Raw genomic sequence first — 18,594 nt, 5'->3', positions numbered from 1 at the left:
GCATTTCCTTCCCTGTGTTCCGGCGCTATCGGGTCCGGGAGTCGCTGCCGCTGTGCGCTTTGCTCATCGTGGCTGCCGTGCTGCTTTTCCCATATTGGAGAATACCCGGCCTCCTTTGCGCGGCGGGTGCCGCGTGGATCATGATTCCCCGGCTTCTCATCGACATCCGCAATGCCCTCATGCGCCGCCGCTGGCTCCGCCAGTTTCAGCGCCGGATCAGCGAGATCGAGATCGTCCCCATCATTTCGCAGCATCCCGGACGCTATGCCGCCCATGTGTCCCGTTACGCCGGATTCGACATCAACGCCATCAAGCCCCTCGGCTGCCTCGAAGACCTGACCACCGGCGAATGCATCGCCATTCACCCCAGTTCCTGGGAACTGCCCGGCACCCTCTACGCCACGGCCATTCCTTGCACCAATCACTAGCGCAGTTCTAAAAACGAATGCCCGCTCGCGCTGGCAAGCATCGTGGAAATGGACGCCTACTCCGCCAGCGCGCTGCGCAGCCTCTTCAGAATCCACACCCGGCTGGAAATCACAAGACGCGAAACACCATCGCTCACGCTCAGCTCTGCCGAGGCGCGGTCACTCCTCAGCCAGGTCTGCGTCACCACACGCCCGGCCTCCGCATTCGGTGCGCCGCTCTCCGGCTTCCACGCCTTGCCCTGTGCATTCGCCGCCAGCAGCACCGCGATTTCCGACGCGTCAAACGTCCCCTTCTTCACGAACGTGATGCGCTGCGTGGCGTCGTCGATGAAATCCGCCGTCACCTCCACCGTTCCTTGCGCATGCTTCAGCGTGTTCGTCGCAGGCGCCACCGCCTCCATGACCTGCCCCTCGCCATGATGTTTCACCGACAGTCCCCGCGTGTCTCCGAGATGCGCCGCTGCAGGAGTGCTTAAAGTCATCGCCAGGAGAAGAAGAAAAGCCGTTCCGCGTGTGTTCTTCATGCTGACACACTATCACACCTCAGTGGAGCGGGCAAATCCCGCCCGGTGAACGTTCTAAAACACGCATGTTCGAAAGAAGAAGTCTGCCACCAATCCTTTTCCATTCTTCACTTCTTCTCAAGACCTCCCCAAAACTTCCCGTAATCTCCAAATGGAAAAACGCCGCCAATTTCTTCGCCGGACCGGGTCCCTCATCGCGCTGCCAGCGCTGGAGTCCTTCGGTTTCCGCGCCTTTGCCGCTCCCAAGGCCACCACGCCGCCCAAACGCATGGTGTTCCTCGGCTTTGGCTGGGGTGTGACGAATGAAACGTGGTTCCCCGATGTGAAGCAGACCGGCGCGGACTGGCAGCTCTCACCGGGGCTGCAGCCGCTGGCACGCCACCAAAAGGACATCACCGTCGTGCAGGGCTGCTCCAATAAATTCAGCAACGAGGCGCATTGGGGCAGCACCTTCTGGCTCACGGGAGCGAACCGCTACTCGGAGCCGGGACAAAGCTTTCACAACAGCGTCAGCGCGGATCAGGTGGCCGCCGCGCATTTGGGCGCGGACACCCGCTTTGCCTCCATCCAGCTCAACTCCGCCGATGTGCCCAATTCCGGCCACGGACCCGGACTCTCGCTGGCTTGGGACATGCGTGGCAAGCCCATGTCCGGCCTGGAGACACCCGTGGCAGCCTTCCACCGCCTCTTCTCAGACGAAAGCACGCCCCTGAGCGAGCGCCAGGCCCAGCTAGCCCAGAAGCGCAGCGTGCTGGATGCCGTGTTGGAGGACGCGAAGAGCGTGCAGAAGGGCCTGACCAAAACGGACACCGACAAGCTCGACGAATATTTCCAGAGCATCCGCGACATCGAGGTGCGCCTCGGCAAGGACGAGCAGTGGCTCAGCGTGCCCAAGTCCAACGCGCAGATCGCCGAGCCCAAGCCCGGCCTCGCCGGCAAGGATGAAATCGAGATGATGTACGCCCTCATCGTCGCCGCGCTGCAGACGGACACCACGCGCGTGCTCACCTACCGCCAGCCCGTGGGCGCGCTGCTGCAGAGCCTGGGGCTCAAGGTGGCTCCCCACGACATGAGCCACTACACCACCGGCCCCCGCATGGAGGCCTCCCAAACACGCGATACCACCCAAAGCCAGCTTCTGGCAGGCCTCATCGATAAATTGAAAGCCACCAAGGAAACCGACGGCAGCACCCTCTTTGACCACACCTGCCTCGCCTACGGCAGCAATATCCGCTCCGTCCACTTTCTCGACAACTGCCCCACCGTCCTCACCGGCGGCGGCGCCGGCATCAAGCTCGGCCAGCACCTCGTCCTCTCCAAAGACACCCCTCTCGCCAATGTCTGGCTCACCCTCCTCCAAGGCATCGGCGCCAATGCTGATCGGCATGGAGACAGCACGGGCGCCATCTCCCAGCTCAGGGCGTGAAGGATCTCCATGCCACATAATACCATTCTATCTGCACCGCAAACATGGGAAAAACGCAGAGTCATTTCAGGATCAAATCTCTGCGTTTTTCAAATCTCTGCGGTGTAAAAAAATCAGGCGCTTCACCCATGCCCCTTCTTCGTTACTGCTTCCTTATCTTCTTTCTCATCGTCAGCGCCTCTGTTTTCGCGCAGCCGCCACCCCAGGCGATGCTGGACTCCAAGCACCGCGGCTTTCTCAAGGACTACTGCATCGACTGCCATCGTGCTGGCAAGGAAAAGGGCAAGGTGCGGCTGGATGACATCGCCTTCACACTGGACTCGGTGGCGCGGGCGGACCTTTGGCAAAAGGTGCTCAATCAGGTGAACTCAGGCGAGATGCCACCGGAGGATGAAAAGCAGCCGGACAAGCTGGCGAAGACAGACTTTCTGGAGGCGCTCTCCGGCACGCTGGTGGCCGCGCGCCAGTCGCTGGGGGATGTGCACGGAAAGATCACCATGCGCCGGCTGAACCGCCGCGAGTACAAGAACACCATCCGCGATCTCCTCGGCGTGGACCTGCATGTGAACGAGCTGCCGGCAGATGGCGGCGCGGGCAGCTTTGACACCGTGGGCTCGTCCCTCTTCATGTCGAGCGACCAGTTTGAGCAGTACCTCGCGCTGGGACGTCAGGCGCTGGACGAGCACTTCGCACGCTACGTCGCACCCGCTCCGGTCGTCCCCCGTGTTTTGCACACCGAGGCGGAGGAGAAAAATGCGAAGATCGCGAAAGCACTCGCAGCCCGCCTGGATGACCGGCAGCGCTACGAGAAGTGGACGGCGGCGGTGGAGGCAGCGGCGGATCGGCCGGAGAATGCAGAGACTGTGGCTAAGGTGCGTGCGGAGAAAAAGAACGACGCGACGCATCTCTACTCTCAGTGGCGGCGCATCAAAGGCTCACCATCGCCCACAGACTTCGGTTTTGTTGACGAGGTGAACGCGGACCACGCAGGGCGTCGCGACTGGCTGCACTACGTGCCGCATCATCGCGCCTATGTTCAGCACACGCAGACAAAGACGGGCGCGTTTCTCACCATTGAGGATGTGGCGGTGAATCCGTATCAGGCCTTACGCATTCCTGGCGACTGGCCTGCGGGCGACTACGTGGTGCGCGTGCGCATCGCAGCCACGGGCGACACGCCAGCCTCACGGCATTTTGTGCAGTTTGGCTCGCAACATGACAGTGGCGTGCGCGCGGTGATCAGCAGCCATCAGATCACGGGCACGATGGAGAAACCGCAGGTGCTGGAGATTCCGCTGCGGTTTTCGCCGGAGAATGGCCATGGCTTTTTCTTCCAGGAGAAAGGCAGCTACGAGTCGGACAACGCAGCACGGCAGGTCTTTGAAGAGGCCAAGAAGCGCAACGGCATCGGGCCGGAGTTTGCGCTGTGGTTGGACTGGATCGAAGTGGCAAGCACGGACGCCACGCCCGCGACGGCTGCCGTGCCACAGACGTTCAAAGCCCGCACCGAAGCCGAGGTCATGGGCAACAAGCGCATGAACTCCCTCTTTAAGCGTACGCAGGAGCAGCACGAGCACTACGCACGCTGGGCCGCCGCCGTGGATGCCGCTGCGGCCCGTCCGGAGAATCTGAAAATCGCCACCGAGCTGCGGGAGAGGGCCAAAAAGCCGCGCCCCGCCTCCGGGGTGCCCTACGCCACGCCGCTCTTCTTCTACTTTGACTGGGAGCAGATCCACGGCGCGCCATCCCCCGCAGACTACGGCTTCAAGGATGCGCAGCAGGCCTTCTTTGAGGAGAACCAGCACCAGCATTTCTTCCCCTACTACGCAGACTACCAAAAGCTACCAGCACGTGACACCGGGGCCTGGCTGCTCTTTTACCAAGCCTACCGGGAGGAGTATGTCTCCGCCGGGGGCAAGTGGCCCGCCGGAAAATACACCCTGCGCATGCGCGTGGCGGCCAATCCCGAGGCGGCGCGTGAGCGGCATTTCATCGAGGTAGGTCAGCGTGGGGAGGACGTGAGCGCCTTCACCGTGCTGGGCGCGCATCAGGTCACCGGCACGCTGGCGCAGCCGCAGATCATCGAAACCACCGTGGAGGTGAAGGCGGACGGCAGCCGCGAATTTGCCGTGCGTGAAAAGCGCCCCAACTCGCGCCAGGCGGAGGTGCGCCTCTACCACGATGAGTTTGAAAAATCCGGCCACGGCCCGCCGCCCGCCATCTGGATGGACTGGCTGGAGATTGAAGGCCCGGCCCACATGGCCGCACCGGCACCCGTCGCAGCGCGCACCATCAAGGAGCACCGCGAGGTGGAGCTGCACGCCAATGCCATGGTGGGCGGCACCTACCGCGGCTACTACGTGGGCGGCGAAAAGGCGGCGCAGGAGTTTCTGGCCACCGGCAAGCCGCAGAAGGGCATCCCGGATATCAATGAGGCCAAGTTCCGCATCCGTGCCTTCAACGAGCATGGCCCCTCCTTCGAAAAATACCTCAATGACCCGCTCACGCAGACGGGCGCGTTTCTGACCATTTACAATCTGCACCAGGAAGAGGTCATCACCCTCCCGCCAGACCAGCCCTCCGGCTGGCTGCGCACCAAGCACGAGCTGCCTGCGGCATCGCCCGGAGAGTATGTGCTGCGCTTTCGCATCGGTGCGGTAAAGGGCACGCCCGCTGAGCGCCATTTTGTGGAACTGGGCAGCCGCATCGAGAAAGAGGACTTCACTTTGATGAAGACCTTTCAGGTCAGCGGCACCACCGACGCGCCGCAGATCATCGAGCTGCCCGTCAGCATCGCCGCGCAGGGGCCGCGCACCTTTGTGCTGCGGGAAAAGCGCGATGTGAAGCTGGACCACGACGTGTACACCACTGCACGCAAGGCCACCGGCGTGGGCCCGCCCTCCGCCCTGTGGATCGACTGGGTGGAGTGGGAGGGCCCTCTGCACAGCCCGCAGGGGGCACCAGAGATCCCGCACGTGCTTTTGGCCAATACGCAGGGAGCGTCCGAGAAAGATCACGCACGTGCGTGCATCGCCGCCTTTGCGCAGCGTGCCTTCCGTGGTCGTGCGCCCAGCGCTGCTTATCTGGACAAGCTGTGCGCGCTGTATGAGACGCGGCGCAAAGCCGGAGACACGCAGCAGAGTGCACTCAAAACACCTTTAAGCGCCGTGCTGGCCTCACCGCACTTTCTCTACCTCGTGGAGCCCGGACAGGAGCAGAAGCCGCGCACACTGGACGCCACGGAGCTGGCCACGCGCCTCTCCTACTTCCTCTGGAGCGCCCCGCCGGACGATCAGCTTCTCAGAGCTGATCTCTCCCGGCCCGAAGTCATGGTGCGGGAAGTGGATCGCATGCTGGCCAGCACCAAGGCGGACGCTTTTGTGAGCGGCTTTGTGCATCAATGGCTCGGCATGGAGCGGCTGGACTTCTTCCAGTTCGACACCAAGCAGTTCCGCGACTTTGACGAAAGTGCGAAGGCCGCCGCACGACAGGAGGTGTACGAGACCTTTGCCCACCTCCTCAGAAACCACGGCAGCCTCTCTCGCCTGCTGAAGAGCGATGAGATCTTCATCAACGGCCTTCTGGCCACCTACTATGGCATCGAAAGCGTGAGTGGTGATGCGTTTCAAAAGGTGAAGCTGCAGCCTGGATCGCCACGCGGCGGACTGCTCGGTATGGCGGCCATCCTGGCCATGGGCAGCAATGGCGAGCGCACCAGCCCTGTGGAGCGCGGCGCGTGGGTGCTGCGCAAGCTGCTCCACTCACCGCCACCGCCCGCCCCACCGAATGTGCCGCAGCTCACGCGTCTGGAGGGAAAAGTCCTCACCACCCGAGAGCGCCTGCTGGCGCACCAGGAGGAAGCACAGTGCCTGCAGTGCCATCGCAAGATCGACCCCATCGGCTTTGGCTTGGAAAACTTCAACGCCGCCGGCAAATGGCGCACCGAGGAGCACCAGGAAAAGAAAGGCGGCGGAAGGCTCAAGAGCTGGCCCATCGACCCCGGCGGTGCGTTTTACAACGGTCCAGCTTTTGCCGACTACTTCCAGCTCCGCGACCTCATCTCCACGCGGACCGGAGACTTTGCCCAGGGGTTCACCGAATCGCTCATCGAATACGCACTCGGGCGCCCCTATGGTTTCACGGACCAAGAACTCGCCGCCGGCATCATGAAGAAGGCAAAGGCCAAAGACTACGCCCTGAGCGAGTTCATCACCGCCCTCGTCACCAGTGTGGAATTTCAGCGCAAATAAGCGCACTTACCGCACCGGTAGGTGCTGCTCCAGATACTTCGTCATCAGCTCGTACAAATGACGCGTGGTGCCCTTGCCGCTGTTGATGGCATGGTCCCGGTTCGGGTAGGGCATCACGCTGAAGTGCTTGTTTTTGGCAACGAGTTCATTGATGAGCTTCTCCGTGCCCTGATAGTGCACATTGTCGTCCCCGGTGCCGTGGACGATGAGCAGATTTCCCTTCAGTGCCGCTGCATGCGTGATGGGAGAGCCCAAGCGGTAGCCTTCAGCGTTGTCCTTCGGCAGGCCCATGTAACGCTCTTCATAGATGGTGTCGTAGAGCTTTCGATCCGGAACCGGAGCCACCGCCATCGCGGTTTGGTACAGATCAGGGTAGCGGAAGATGGCGTCCAGACTGCTGCTGCCACCGCCGCTCCAGCCCCAGATGCCGACGCGTTTTGGGTCGAGAAATGCAAACCGTTTCAACAGGGCGCGAGTTCCTGCAGCTTCATCGGCGGAGTTCATGATGCCGAGCTTGAGATAGATGGCTCGCCGCCATTCGCGGCCGCGCGGGCTGGGCGTGCCGCGTGTGTCCACACTGGCCACCACATAGCCCTGCTGCGCCAGCATCCAGTGCCAGAGCGTCTTCTGGCCGCCCCAGGAATCTTTTACGGTCTGTCCGGCAGGCTCTCCATACACATTCATGAGGAGCGGATGTTTGACGGAGGCGTCTATATCCTGCGCGGTGATGCAAAAAGCATCAAAGATGAGGCCTCCCTCTGCATTCACGCGCAGAAACTCCGTCTTCGGCATCTTCAGTTTTCCAAGTTTTTCGATGAGCTTGGTCTGTGCCTTGAGCACACGCACCGAGGCATGATCTGGCAGGGAGATGAGCTGGATGACCGGAGGTGACGTAAAGCTGGAACGAGTATGCACGGCCCACTGCGCATCTTCAGAGATGTCGTACCCATGCGTGCCCGGCTGGTCTGCGGGAGAAAGCCGCTGTGGCTCACCGCCTTTGACACTGACACGAAAGAGGTAGCGCTGCGTGGCATTCTGTGGCGAGGCGTAGAAATAGAGCCAGCCGCCTTTCTCATCCAGATGCGCCACGTCAATGAGGTCAAACTCGCCCTGCGTAATCGGCGTCACCTCACCGGCAGGATTCACCCGGTACGCATGCCGCCAGCCGCTGCGTTCGCTGAGCCACAGAAAGTCGTCACCGATCCACTCGATCTTGTTGTTGTTCTCCACCCAGGCCTTGTCCGTTTCCGTCAGAATGAGTTTCGTGGCGCCAGTGGCGGGATCGGCACGCATGACTTTGAGGGTGTTTTGCAGGCGGTTGAACTGCTGCAGCAGGATCGCCCTGCCGTCCTTGGTCCAGTCGGCCTTGGGCAGGTAATGCTCTCGCGGATCTCCGGGCACTTTAAGCCACGTCACGGCACCTCCGGTGACTGGCACAACCCCCAGACGTGCGGCTGAGTTTTTCTCTCCAGCCTTGGGATAAGGGAAGGTGCTGACGCTGGGGTACATGCCCTCGGTCTGGTTCACCAGGGTGAAGTTCTTGACGTCTTTGGTATCGAACTGCCAGAAGAGCAGTCGGGTGCCATCAGGGCTCCAGACGAAGCCATCGCGCAGGCCGAGTTCTTCCTCGTTCACCCAGTCAGAGCTGCCGTTGATGAGCGTGTCCGAGCCGTCCTTGGTAAGTGAGGTGATCTTCAAGTCGGCAAGCTTTTGCACCTTGAGATTGTTCTTCTGCACATAAGCCACACGGGTGCCATCGGGGGAGAACTTGGCGAACATCATGGTGGCCGCAGGAGTGTCGCCACCGAGCTTGCGCAGGGCCTGGGTCTTCACGTCTAGCACCCAGTAGTCACCTCGGGTGTTCTTGCGCCACACTTTCTTAGTGTTGGCAAAGAGCAGCACCTGGGACTCGTCTTTGGAAAACTCGTAGCTGTCCACACTCAGCGGCTTTTTCTCGCCTTTGGGTGTGAGGACCTTCGCGGAGGCGATGATGGTCTTTTCACCGGTTTTCACCTCGTTGCGCACCAGATCCTTTCCTTTCTTCTTTTCGTCGTCGTTGTTTTCCGCTGCCTCATTCTCGTCAGGCTTTTCGGCGGATTCATCGAGGGTGAAGTAATAGGAGCCGAGCTTGCTCCAGCGGATGGCTTCCAGCTTTTCCTCCTGGAACTCCTTGGCGGTGAAGATGCGGTCGAGGGAGAGCAGCGCGGGGTCAGCCTTGGGCTTGGCGGCTTCTTCGAGAAGGAGCTTCATCATCTCCTCCGCAGCGCCGGAGGTGGTCTGTTTAATCAGCTTGCGATCAGTACTGTAGCCGAGTTCATAGGTGATGCCAGCGCAGCCAAAGGTTTCCAAAGCCCAGGCCTTGGAGGTTGGGATGCCGACGTTGTGGGCGTTGTTGAGCTCGATTTTGTAGTCTGGAAAACGGGCGGTGATGGAGTTGTACCACTGCGTGGCAAAGTTTGGCGGGAAGGTTTCGGCGTCCTCCGGAGGTGTGTAGAGGACGTCGTTGCCAGTCGAATGGAAGTCCACGAAAAGGAATACTCTGGCATCGGGCGCCTTGCCGAGCTTGAGGAGGGCGTCACGAACGATGCGGGTTTCCTGCTGGGAGAATGCTTTCCAGTCGCGATTGGTGTCCACGCCGCCGAGGTTGTGACGCCAGTGGCCGTGCTCGATGCCGTCTGGGTTTACGACGGGAATGACGACCGTTTGAAAGGACTTTCGATACCTTTGCGACAGTTCGCTGTCGTTTGAGAGCACGTCGATGAAATGCTGCATGGCCAGGGTGCCGGTGATTTCCGGGGGGTGCTGGCGGCCGATGATGAAGACGTAGTTGGGCTGGGTGGTCTCGGCGAGGATGAACTGGTGGATCGGGCGGTGCTCGATGGACTCGCCGATGACGCTTTCTTTGACGAACGGGAGCTGCCTTTTTGTGGCGACATATGTGTCGGATTCGGCAATGCCGAGAATTTCCTGGGCGGCGACCCAAAGCGTTTCGGGACCGACTTTGACGGTGGCGACGGCGCGCTCGGGCTGGAGGGCTTCGCGGGATTTGGGGACCGGGATGAAGGCGGCCTTGTCGATGAGGGTCCAGGTCTTGCCATCCTTGCTCACGCGCGGGGTGATGACGGCGCCTTTGGCGGTGAGGTCGAAGTGGAGGGTGAGGGACTGAGGTTTTTGGGAGGTGATTTTAAAGGCATACCAGGGGCTGGGATTTACTGGCACATTTTCCGGAGCGATGGTGAGGCGGTACTCCAGAGGCTTGATGCGCTCGCAGTCGGAGAGGCGGGCGCCGGAGAATTCGTTGCTGAAGATGACGCCGTCTTCGGTGAAGTTCCAGGAGCGCTTGGTTTGAAGGGTGACTTTGGAGGTCTCGCCGAGACAGTGCAGAGCCGAAAGCAGTACGAAGAGGCAAAGGTGGGCGAGGGGCTTCATTGAGGGCTGGAGTATAGATGCTTGAGGAAAAAGTCCATGCGCAGGCGGCGGCCGTAGTCGGTGGTGGCGGCGGCACAGTGTTCGCCGGCCATGATGGGCATGAAGTCGAAGGTCTTGCCGGCTTTCTGCAGGGCGCTCACGACCTGCAGAGTGCTGGCGGGATCGACGTTGGAGTCGAGCTCGCCCATGGTGAGGAAGAGGTGGCCTTTGAGCTTGTGGGCATCCAGCACGTTGGAGCTTTGAGCATACTGCTCGCCGACGGGCCAGCCCATGAAGGATTCGTTCCATGCCATCATGTTCATGCGGTTGTCATGACAGCCACTGTCGGAGAAGGCGGCGTGATAGAAGTCATGGTGGTCGAGGAGAGCGCGCATGGCATTGTGGCCACCGGCGCTGCCGCCGTAGATGCCGACACGGGAGAGATCCATCCACGGGCGGGTTTTGGCGGCGGCCTTGATCCAGGCGATGCGGTCGGGGAAACCGGCGTCCTTGAAGTTTTTGAAGCAGACATCGTGGAAGGCTTTGCTGCGGTGGTTGGTGCCCATGCCATCTGCCTGAACGACGACGAAACCGAGTGCGGCGAGCTGATGCTGGGAGGTCTGCAAGCCGAAGGATTTGGGGGCCCATGTGCCGGGCGGCCCGGCGTAGACTTGTTCGAGCACGGGATACTTCCTGGTGGGATCAAGGTGAGAGGGTTTGTAGATGACGCCGTGAATGTCCGTGGTGCCATCCCGCCCTTTGGCGACGAAGCGCTCGGGCATCTGCCAGACGGTGGCGAGGAGGGCGGTGGCGTCTGCTTTTTCCAAATCGCAGATTTTGCTGCCATCGGAGCTACGGCGGAGTTCGATGACGGGTGTGGCGTCTGCGCGTGACCAAGTATCGATGAACCAGGTGCGTTTGGGTGAAAACTGCACGCGGTGGTCGCCATCGCCCTGGGTGAGCTGGACGAAACCGCTGCCGTCCAGGTTTACGCGGCAGAGGTGCTGCTGGCAGGGGTCTTCGGCGGGGTGCAGGCCGCCCGCCATGAACCAGACCTGACGCGTGGCCTCATCGAGGTGCAGCACTTTGCGCACGAGCCATGCGCCCTTGGTGACCTGATTCTTCACCCGCCCCGCGGAGACATCGTAGAGCCAGAGGTGCGCCCAGCCATCGCGCTCGCTGAGCCAGAGGATCTCGCGGGAGGCGAGCAGGCGATGGAGATAGCCTTTGAAGCCGTAGTCGATAAAGGTGGTGCTGGTCTCCTCCAGAACGGTGCGGGCGGTGCCGGAGGTGGCACTGACGGCGATGGAGCGAAAGAGCTGGTGACCACGCTGATCGTAGTTGAAGTAAAACTCGCTGCTGTCCGGCGCCCATTGAACATCGAGGGTGGATTTCGTGGCGTAGGGATTGGGAAAGAGATCATCCTTCACCACGATGCCCTCTGAGGAGCCGACATGGAAGAGCACGGGGACGGCCTTGGGCAGCGCGTCTCCAGCCCTGAAATAGTCCAGCGTCTTCACCTTTGGCTGAGCGGAGTCCTTGGGCAGGGCCTCCACGAGTGTGAGCTTGGGGCGCTCCACATCCAACACGGCGGGTACGATGAAGGAGCGGGAGTCCGGCGACCAGCTGACCCTGCCCATGAAGGCGGCTCCGGCGGGCAGCGTGCATTTGATCTCCACCACCTTTTTTGTCTTGGCATTGCCAAGGGAGACGCGGCTGTCTTTGAAGGTCACGTACCACTGCTTGTCCGGAGAAAGGCCTGGCAAACGGAGGGCCGATGCGGCGGCGGGCTTGCCATCGATGATGATTTCCTCTCCGTCCTCATTCATGATCATGAGGGCGACGGTGGACTTGGTTTTGACATCTTCAAACCACCAGCGTGCATCCTTGGCAGTGGTCTTGGTGAATTTGGCTCCCACCTTGAGCATGCCCTGGGTTTTGCGCTTGCCGTAGTGGTCGAGCCAGAAGAGCTCGATGTCGTTCTTCCAGGCGTTTACCAGGGTGACCTTCACGGGCAGCGTGTCCTTGGGAGAAAAGCCGGTGGTCCAGACGCCGTCCTGGGAGGTGCGGCGCGTGGCCGGGGGAGGAAGGTCCAGAGCCTCGCGGGTGGCGGCGGTTTTGCGCGCGCCGGAGCCTGCCTGGATGAGCACGAACTCGGCTTTGCCTCCGGTGGCCTGACGCTGATACCAGAAGCTGTCACCATCTGGCAGCCAGTGAGGCAGCAGGCGCTCATTGAGGACTTTGTCTTTCCACTGGTCGGGGAGCTTGAGGGCTTCCTCGACGGTGGCGGCGCCCGTGATGGTGATGCAGAGCAGCCAGAGGAAGGCGGTGATGGGGGAGGAATGAGCGCGGCTGCGGAGGTGCATGCGGGATGTGAGACGCTTATTGTGGCAACGTGAATAGCCGGAGATTTGCAACGCAAAGATTTGGAGAACGCAGAGAGGCAGAGATCCGGGGAAAGGCCAAAAAAATTGAGGACAAAAAGATTTTTCCGGAGAGAAAGATAAGATTAACAGCGGCAGTTATTTAGGAAGCGAGGCACCGTTTTCAGCAGAAGAAACACCGGAGATTCGACAGCGAGTATTCGAGAGATGAGGCTGGAGTATGGGTGAGGTGATGCGTTTCGGAAGGATGGTAGAAAAATTTACCCGGAGATTTCAGAGGGGGTGCTGAATTTATGATGTCGGAGTCTTTTTGGGAAGTGTTTCGATTTACCGGCCACGGCGGAGGTGGGTGGGGTCGGGGAGCTGGCCGTAGCGGTGGCGGGTTTCGGAGACGCTTTGTTCGCGGAGCCAGCGGGTGAGCTCGATGCGGCCGGTGGCGAGGAGGGGGGCATTGATCCAGTTGAGGTCGGAAGCGTGGGCGGCGCGGACGAGGGCGTCAGAGGGAGTGTGGGTGGTCCGGAGGAACTCGGCGTGTTTGGAGAGTTCGGGCAGGCGAGAGATGAAATCGGCATCGGGCTCTTCGGTGCGGATGCTGATGGTGAGCGGGGCGCCGGTGAGCTGGGAGGCGAGGCGGGCGCGGGCGATGGTGGTTTCATCGCGGGTGTCGAGGCGGAGGATGACGCCGCGGCAGGCGCGATAGCGGAAGATGTTGGATTCGCAGCGGAGGGCGGAGGGATCGTGAGGGATGGAGAAGTGGGTTTGCCAGGCGGTGAGGTAGTCGGGGTCCACATTTGCCTTTGCATCTGTGGTGTCGGTGAGGTGGCAGAAGTTGAGGACGTAGTTGGGGCCGCCGGCTTTGGCACCGGGGCCGATGCAGGATTTTTTCCAGCCACCGAAGGGCTGGCGCTGGACGATGGCGCCGGTGATGGGGCGATTGATGTAGAGATTGCCGGCCTGGGCGTGTTCGCGCCACCAGGTGACTTCGTCGGGGTCGAGGGAGTGAAGTCCGGCGGTGAGGCCGAAGGCGGTGGCGTTTTGCCAGGTGGTAGCTTGTGGTAGTGACTCGGCGCGCATGAGGCCGAGGACGGGGCCGAAGCATTCGGTGAGATGGAACCAGGAGCCGGGGCGGACGCCGAGCTTGATGCCGGGGGTCCATAAGCAGGGATCGTCGCTGATTTGTTTGGGTTCGAGCAGCCACTCTTCGCCGGCATCGAGTTTCGTGAGGGCGCGATGGAGGTCTGCGCCGGGTGGAATGACGAGAGGGGTGACGATGCTGCGGCGGTCGGTGGCGGGGCCGACGTGGAGGCTGGCGGCGGCATCGCGAAGCTGACGGCGGAAGGCGGGGTCGTCGTAGATTTCGCCTTCGAGGATGGCGAGGCTGGCGGCGCTGCACTTCTGACCGGAGTGACCGAAGGCGGAGCGCACGAGGTCTTTGATGGCGAGTTCGCGGTCGGCCTGCGCGGTGATGACGAGGGCGTTTTTGCCGCTGGTCTCGGCGAGGAGGTGGAGAGAGGGACGCCAGTTTTGGAATTTGCGCGCGGTTTCGTAGCCGCCGGTGAGGATGACGCTTTGAATGCGTGGATCGGTGATGAGTTTTTCGCCGATGGTGCTGTCGCAGGGGAAGAACTGGAGGACGTCGCGTGGGACGCCGGCCTGCCAAAGCTGGCGGGCGAGGAGGAAGGCGATCTGGGAGGTGGCGCGGGCGGGTTTGAAGATGACGGTGTTGCCAGCCATGAGTGCGGCGAGGATGCCGCCGGCGGGGATGGCGTATGGGAAGTTCCAGGGGGACACAACGGCGACGATGCCGAGTGCTTTGGCATGGGTGCCGTGAGGGGCGTGGGCGTTACGGGCGTAGTAGCGGGCGAAGTCGATGGCTTCGGAGACTTCGCCATCGGCATCAGCGATGGCTTTTTTGCCGTCGGTGTTTAAGCAGGCGAGGGCGGTGAAGCGTTGCGCGGACATGAGGTCGGCGGCGCGATTGATGATTTCGGCGCGACCGGTGACGCCGAGGGATTCCCAGGTGGGCTGGGACTGTGTGGCGGTGTGGAGGACTGATTCGAGTGAGGGGAGTTCTGGGAGCTTGTCTGGATGCCAGACATGTGTGGCCTCGGTCAGAGCGGTCCGATTGATGGGCTGGGTCCAATCGGTGTCGGGTTCGTTTTTGAATTCGGCCAGAGCGGAGGGCTGAACGGCGGGGACGATGCGGCGGGAGATGGAGGAGACGGTGAGGCGGTCGTGCCAGCCTTGGATGAAGCGGGCGTGCTGGTGCTCCCACTCGGCGGAGCCGGGGCGCATGGCGAACATGTCGCGGAGGAAGTTTTCGGGGGCGGTGTTTTCGTCGAGACGGCGGACGAGGTAGGCCATGGCGCTGAGGAAGTCATCGCGCTGGACGGCGGGTGCGTAGAGGAGGAGGGAGCCGGCGAGATCGCGCACGGCACGGGCCTGATGATTGGCCATGCCTTCGAGCATTTCGATTTCAACGCGGTCGGTGACGTTGTTTTGTTCTCGGAGGGTGAGAGCGAGGGCGACATCGAAGAGATTGTGACTGGCGACACCGAGGCGCACGGCGGCGGCGTGTGCGGGCTGGCAGCCGTACTCCATGAGGCGGCGGAAGTTGGCGTCGGTGTCGGCCTTGGTGGGATAGGGCGCGGGAAACCAGCCGTGGAGTTCTGCCTCGACGTTTTCCATGGCGAGATTGGCACCTTTGACGAGGCGGATCTTGATGGGCGCACCGCCGCGGGCGACGCGCTGGATGGACCATTCGGTGAGATCGCGCTGGGCGGCGCAGGAGTCGGGGAGGTAGGCCTGGAGGACGATGCCGGCGGAGTATTGGAGGAACTCGGGTTCATCGAGCACGCCGCGAAAGGCGGCGACGGTGAGGGCGAGATCGCGGTATTCCTCCATGTCGAGATTTACAAATTTTCCGCCTGCTTTGGCGGCGGCGCGGTAGAGGGTGCGGAGGTGCGCTTTGATGGAGGCGAGGGTGTCGTCCCAGGCGATCAAGTTGATCTGGCTGAAGATGGCGGAGATTTTGACGGAGATGTAGTTTACTTCGTCATCGGCGAGATGTGCGAGGACGGCGGCGAGGCGGTGGGCGGCTTCTTCTTCGCCGAGAACGGCTTCGCCGAGGTGGTTCAGGTTGATGCGGAATCCTTCTGCTGCGCGGGTGGTGAGGTAGCGGCGGAGGGGCTCTTTTTCGCCGGGGAGAATGACGCGTGCGCTGTCGGCGCGCATGCGGGCGGCGACGGCTTGCATGACGGTGCCGGGGAGGAGGTGGCTGCCGAGTGCGCCGAGGCGCATGAGGAGGCGATCGGTGAGGGGTGGATACTTGGGGATGCCGAAGTCGGTGAGGAGTCCGCGCCAGCGGCGAGCTTCTGTGCGGGGGTCGTGGCTGCGGAAGACTTCATCGACCATGGCGAAGGTGAAGGCCTTGCCGGTGGGGTCGTTCATGAGGCGGCCGAGGTTCGCGGTTTCGGCGTGTTCGGCGGCGGTTTGCTGGTGAAGAGCGGTGGTGAGGAGGACCTCGGCGAGAGAGGAGACGCGGGTGGGAAGGTCAGTGTCGGTGACAGGCGCCGCGGGGGTGGGTGATGGGGGTGTGGCGCGTGAAGGGCGCGCTGGTTGGGCGAGGCTGTTCATGGAGAGATGGTCTGTCTGAACGGGGCCGGGGTCGTGGAGATATTCGTGATGGTGGATGCGGAAAAAATACAAATTTGCGGGGAAAGTTGGGGGCGGGGAGCGGTGGGTGGGGAGTTTTTACAACGCGAGAGATTAGAAGACCGCAGAGATGAGGTTTGGAAGGGGGGCGTGGTGGTTTTGGCGAGGAGGGTGGTGAGTTTGGAGGGTTTCTTTTTTGGCAAGGGAATGGGGAATGCGGACGGCGGGGTGGCTCTGGCGCTTGGTGTGTGTCTGCTATGTTGAGTCAAACCGCAGTGCACCTGAACTCAAGGCGGCTCGATTGCGGAATGAACTCAGCCTCCAGATTCCGGCTAAAGCCGGGACTACAAAACATGCGCTGGCTGGTTTCAGTTTTGGCGCGATGCGAGTCTTCCAGAACAGGCTACGATCCTGCACTACGCATTCAGAAGAGCTGCGGATCTGTTATTCGGGAGGCAGATGGACGCAGAGGCTGAGGTGGAGATGAGTGGGGCTATGCGGTGTTTGAAAGACTGCCAAAGGAGGAGTGGGCGCTGTGGCGGGGGGAGTTTGGGTTGAGTTTGAAAAAACAAGTCTTCAGAATGACTTTGATTTATGCTGGGTTTAGAACTTCCCATTCGATGTCGTGCTTCGAAGAACTGTCTTTATGACCCTGCTTGCACATGCGCCTTCAGCGCCCATGGTGGTGTTTGGCTGGTTGCACTTGTTGTCGCTGCCGTTGACGCTGGTGTCGGCGTTCTTGGTGGGATGTCCGGATAAGAGAAGGTTGAGTCAAAGGTTTGCCATTGCGGCGTTGTGCATGGCGGTGCCGGTGCTGGTGGTTGTGCATTTTCTGCCGTCGATGCTGGGCAGTGATGCGGCGGGGGTGATTGGGATGCTGCTGGTGTCGCCGATGATTTCGATTGTGGTTTTGGTGATGATGAGGCGATGGAGGAAGAGGTGAGGTCGTGATCAGGGCGGCAGGCCACCGGTGTGCGAGATGTGTCTAATCGCGCAGCGTTGTAGATAGGTGTGCGCACGGCTCTCGCCTACCTTCGGCAGGCGGCTTTGAGTGTGGAAGGTGATGGTGCGCCGGGTCCGGCGGTTCTCGCTGCACCGCTTCGCGGTTTCGCTTCACCGCCGGCTATTTTCTCTGCTCCCTCCGGGAGCGCCTGAAGGGGGAGTCGCGTATGGAGTAGAGCGGTGGCCGGGGTGCCAGCGGGGGCGCTGGTCGACGGGCAGGAGTGCCCATCGTACTACAGGCTGGCTGCGCTATTGGTTTGGCTGGAAGCAGATTGAGGGAGGTTGTGCTGTGGCGCATGAAGGACAGAAAAGACGAAAAGGACAGAAAGGACGCTGCGCGCGGTAACAGGCAGGTGTGAGGCTGATGGCCTGAGGGGGGGGCGTGGGGCTTGGGCGGTTATGACTTATCGCTTTTCATGCGGGGGTTTTGATCTTCCTTTGGGCATGCGTTCTCCGCCACGAACTCGAAGCAGCAGAGATGCGATTTTTTCAAGTGCGCCGGGGCTGGAGGCGGCGGAGGCGCTGTTTGATACGATTGGGGATGTGCTGTTTTGTGTGAAGGACAGGAGCCGGTGCTATGTGGCGGCGAATGAGGCTTTCGTGCGGAGGGCGGGGCTGAGCCATCGGAGGGAGCTGCTTGGACGAACGGCGAGGGAGGTGTTTCCGGCGATCCTGGCGGCGGGGTATGAGCAGCAGGATGATGAGGTGTTTTCCAAAGGGGCGACGGTGAGTGACCGGCTGGAGATGATCACGCAGGCGAATGGGGGCGTGGGCTGGTTTGTGTCGCAGAAGGTGGCGGTGAAGAATGCGGTGGGAGAGGTGATCGCGCTGGCGGGGATCTCGCGGGATTTGCACAAGGGGGCGGTGGATGGAAAAGAGCTGGGGGCGCTGGCGGGGGTGCTGGATACGCTGCACCGGGATTGTGCGAAGCCGTTGCGGATTGAGAGGCTGGCGAAAAAGTCGGGGCTGTCGTGGAGCCAGTTTCAGCGGAGGGTGAGGGCGATCACGGGGCTGACGCCGAGGCAGTTGCTGACGAAGTCGCGGATCGAGATGGCGGCGCAGGCTCTGAGGTCGTCTGATGAGGCGCTGTCGGCGGTGGCGTTTGACTGCGGGTTTTATGATCAGGCGGCGTTCAGCCGGCAGTTTAAGTCGGCGACGGGGTTGACGCCGGGGGAGTATCGGAGGGCGTTTTTGGGAATGTGACTTGGGCGGTTCTTGGTTCTTGGTTCTTGGTTCTTGGTTCTCTGTTGGCGGAGTGGCGGATGGGTGGCTCCGGGTTGCCGCAGTGGGGCGGAGGTTTTTGGGACGAGGGGAAGGACGGAGATTTGCGACGCAAAGATTTGGAGAACGCAGAGATTTTCCGGAGGACGGTGAGGGATGGGGTGGGTAGTTTGGAAAGGTTTGAGGGTGGCGGGGGTGATGGGGGCGAGGACGATGAGGGGGAGATTGGGGTGGGTATGGGCTTGCGGAGGGGCGGGAGAGGCGGAATGCTGGCGGGGTCTGTGCTGCAGGTGCCTG

At 61.6% G+C, this 18,594-nt stretch carries 9 protein-coding genes; 5 read left to right on the top strand and 4 right to left on the bottom strand.

Features of this window, described 5'->3' with window-relative positions:
- Positions 1 to 140 precede the first annotated feature (140 nt).
- The gene (locus tag ACILSR_RS03095) at positions 141 to 428 is read left to right on the top strand and encodes a hypothetical protein (RefSeq protein WP_395748260.1); all 288 of its coding nucleotides are present in this window, start codon (positions 141 to 143) and stop codon (positions 426 to 428) included.
- A gap of 56 nt (positions 429 to 484) precedes the next feature.
- On the opposite strand, the gene ACILSR_RS03090 is transcribed toward ACILSR_RS03095, so the two are convergent.
- On the bottom strand, positions 485 to 952 hold the full coding sequence (locus ACILSR_RS03090) for a hypothetical protein (protein ID WP_395748259.1): 468 nt from the start codon (positions 950 to 952) through the stop codon (positions 485 to 487).
- Between the two features lie 151 nt (positions 953 to 1,103).
- On the opposite strand from ACILSR_RS03090, the gene ACILSR_RS03085 reads away from it, so the two are divergent.
- Both ACILSR_RS03085 and ACILSR_RS03080 read left to right on the top strand, forming a co-directional pair.
- Entirely contained in the window at positions 1,104 to 2,378 is a 1,275-nt protein-coding gene (locus tag ACILSR_RS03085; RefSeq protein WP_395748258.1) for a DUF1552 domain-containing protein, read from the top strand.
- Between the two features lie 128 nt (positions 2,379 to 2,506).
- Complete coding sequence (locus tag ACILSR_RS03080; RefSeq protein ID WP_395748257.1) at positions 2,507 to 6,628, top strand: DUF1592 domain-containing protein; 4,122 nt, start codon at positions 2,507 to 2,509, stop codon at positions 6,626 to 6,628.
- Between the two features lie 6 nt (positions 6,629 to 6,634).
- Here the strand turns inward: ACILSR_RS03080 and ACILSR_RS03075 are convergent, their stop codons facing one another.
- From ACILSR_RS03075 to ACILSR_RS03065, 3 genes are all read right to left on the bottom strand, one after another.
- Positions 6,635 to 10,057 carry a DPP IV N-terminal domain-containing protein gene (locus ACILSR_RS03075; RefSeq protein WP_395748256.1) on the bottom strand — a complete coding sequence of 1,141 codons (3,423 nt, stop codon included), beginning with the start codon at positions 10,055 to 10,057 and terminating at the stop codon, positions 6,635 to 6,637.
- Positions 10,054 to 12,402, bottom strand: a complete 2,349-nt coding sequence (locus tag ACILSR_RS03070; RefSeq protein WP_395748255.1) for a prolyl oligopeptidase family serine peptidase — start codon at positions 12,400 to 12,402, stop codon at positions 10,054 to 10,056. Before ACILSR_RS03070 ends, ACILSR_RS03075 begins: the two co-directional genes overlap by 4 nt.
- 345 nt (positions 12,403 to 12,747) lie before the next feature.
- Positions 12,748 to 16,056 (bottom strand): bifunctional proline dehydrogenase/L-glutamate gamma-semialdehyde dehydrogenase, encoded by a 3,309-nt coding sequence (locus ACILSR_RS03065; RefSeq protein ID WP_395748254.1) that lies wholly within the window; start codon positions 16,054 to 16,056, stop codon positions 12,748 to 12,750.
- A 664-nt stretch (positions 16,057 to 16,720) separates the two neighbouring features.
- Between ACILSR_RS03065 and ACILSR_RS03060 the strand changes: the two genes are divergently transcribed.
- Together ACILSR_RS03060 and ACILSR_RS03055 are read left to right on the top strand one after the other, a co-directional pair.
- Positions 16,721 to 17,017 carry a hypothetical protein gene (locus ACILSR_RS03060; protein ID WP_395748253.1) on the top strand — a complete coding sequence of 99 codons (297 nt, stop codon included), beginning with the start codon at positions 16,721 to 16,723 and terminating at the stop codon, positions 17,015 to 17,017.
- 503 nt (positions 17,018 to 17,520) lie between these two features.
- On the top strand, positions 17,521 to 18,279 hold the full coding sequence (locus tag ACILSR_RS03055) for an AraC family transcriptional regulator (protein ID WP_395748252.1): 759 nt from the start codon (positions 17,521 to 17,523) through the stop codon (positions 18,277 to 18,279).
- The last annotated feature ends 315 nt before the right edge of the window (positions 18,280 to 18,594 follow it).

It is taken from the genome of Prosthecobacter sp., assembly GCF_044222565.1.
GTDB lineage: Bacteria > Verrucomicrobiota > Verrucomicrobiia > Verrucomicrobiales > Verrucomicrobiaceae > Prosthecobacter.
Note: the sequence above shows the minus strand (reverse complement) of the source record. Positions and strands in the feature narration are given on the sequence as shown.

Excerpts from the sequence above, each read along its gene's own strand:
- ACILSR_RS03095 (WP_395748260.1), top strand. The coding sequence starts at position 141 with ATGATTCCCCGGCTTCTCATCGACATCCGCAATGCCCTCATGCGCCGC.
- ACILSR_RS03090 (WP_395748259.1), bottom strand. The coding sequence starts at position 952 with ATGAAGAACACACGCGGAACGGCTTTTCTTCTTCTCCTGGCGATGACT.
- ACILSR_RS03085 (WP_395748258.1), top strand. The coding sequence starts at position 1,104 with ATGGAAAAACGCCGCCAATTTCTTCGCCGGACCGGGTCCCTCATCGCG.
- ACILSR_RS03080 (WP_395748257.1), top strand. The coding sequence starts at position 2,507 with ATGCCCCTTCTTCGTTACTGCTTCCTTATCTTCTTTCTCATCGTCAGC.
- ACILSR_RS03075 (WP_395748256.1), bottom strand. The coding sequence starts at position 10,057 with ATGAAGCCCCTCGCCCACCTTTGCCTCTTCGTACTGCTTTCGGCTCTG.
- ACILSR_RS03070 (WP_395748255.1), bottom strand. The coding sequence starts at position 12,402 with ATGCACCTCCGCAGCCGCGCTCATTCCTCCCCCATCACCGCCTTCCTC.
- ACILSR_RS03065 (WP_395748254.1), bottom strand. The coding sequence starts at position 16,056 with ATGAACAGCCTCGCCCAACCAGCGCGCCCTTCACGCGCCACACCCCCA.
- ACILSR_RS03060 (WP_395748253.1), top strand. The coding sequence starts at position 16,721 with ATGACCCTGCTTGCACATGCGCCTTCAGCGCCCATGGTGGTGTTTGGC.
- ACILSR_RS03055 (WP_395748252.1), top strand. The coding sequence starts at position 17,521 with ATGCGTTCTCCGCCACGAACTCGAAGCAGCAGAGATGCGATTTTTTCA.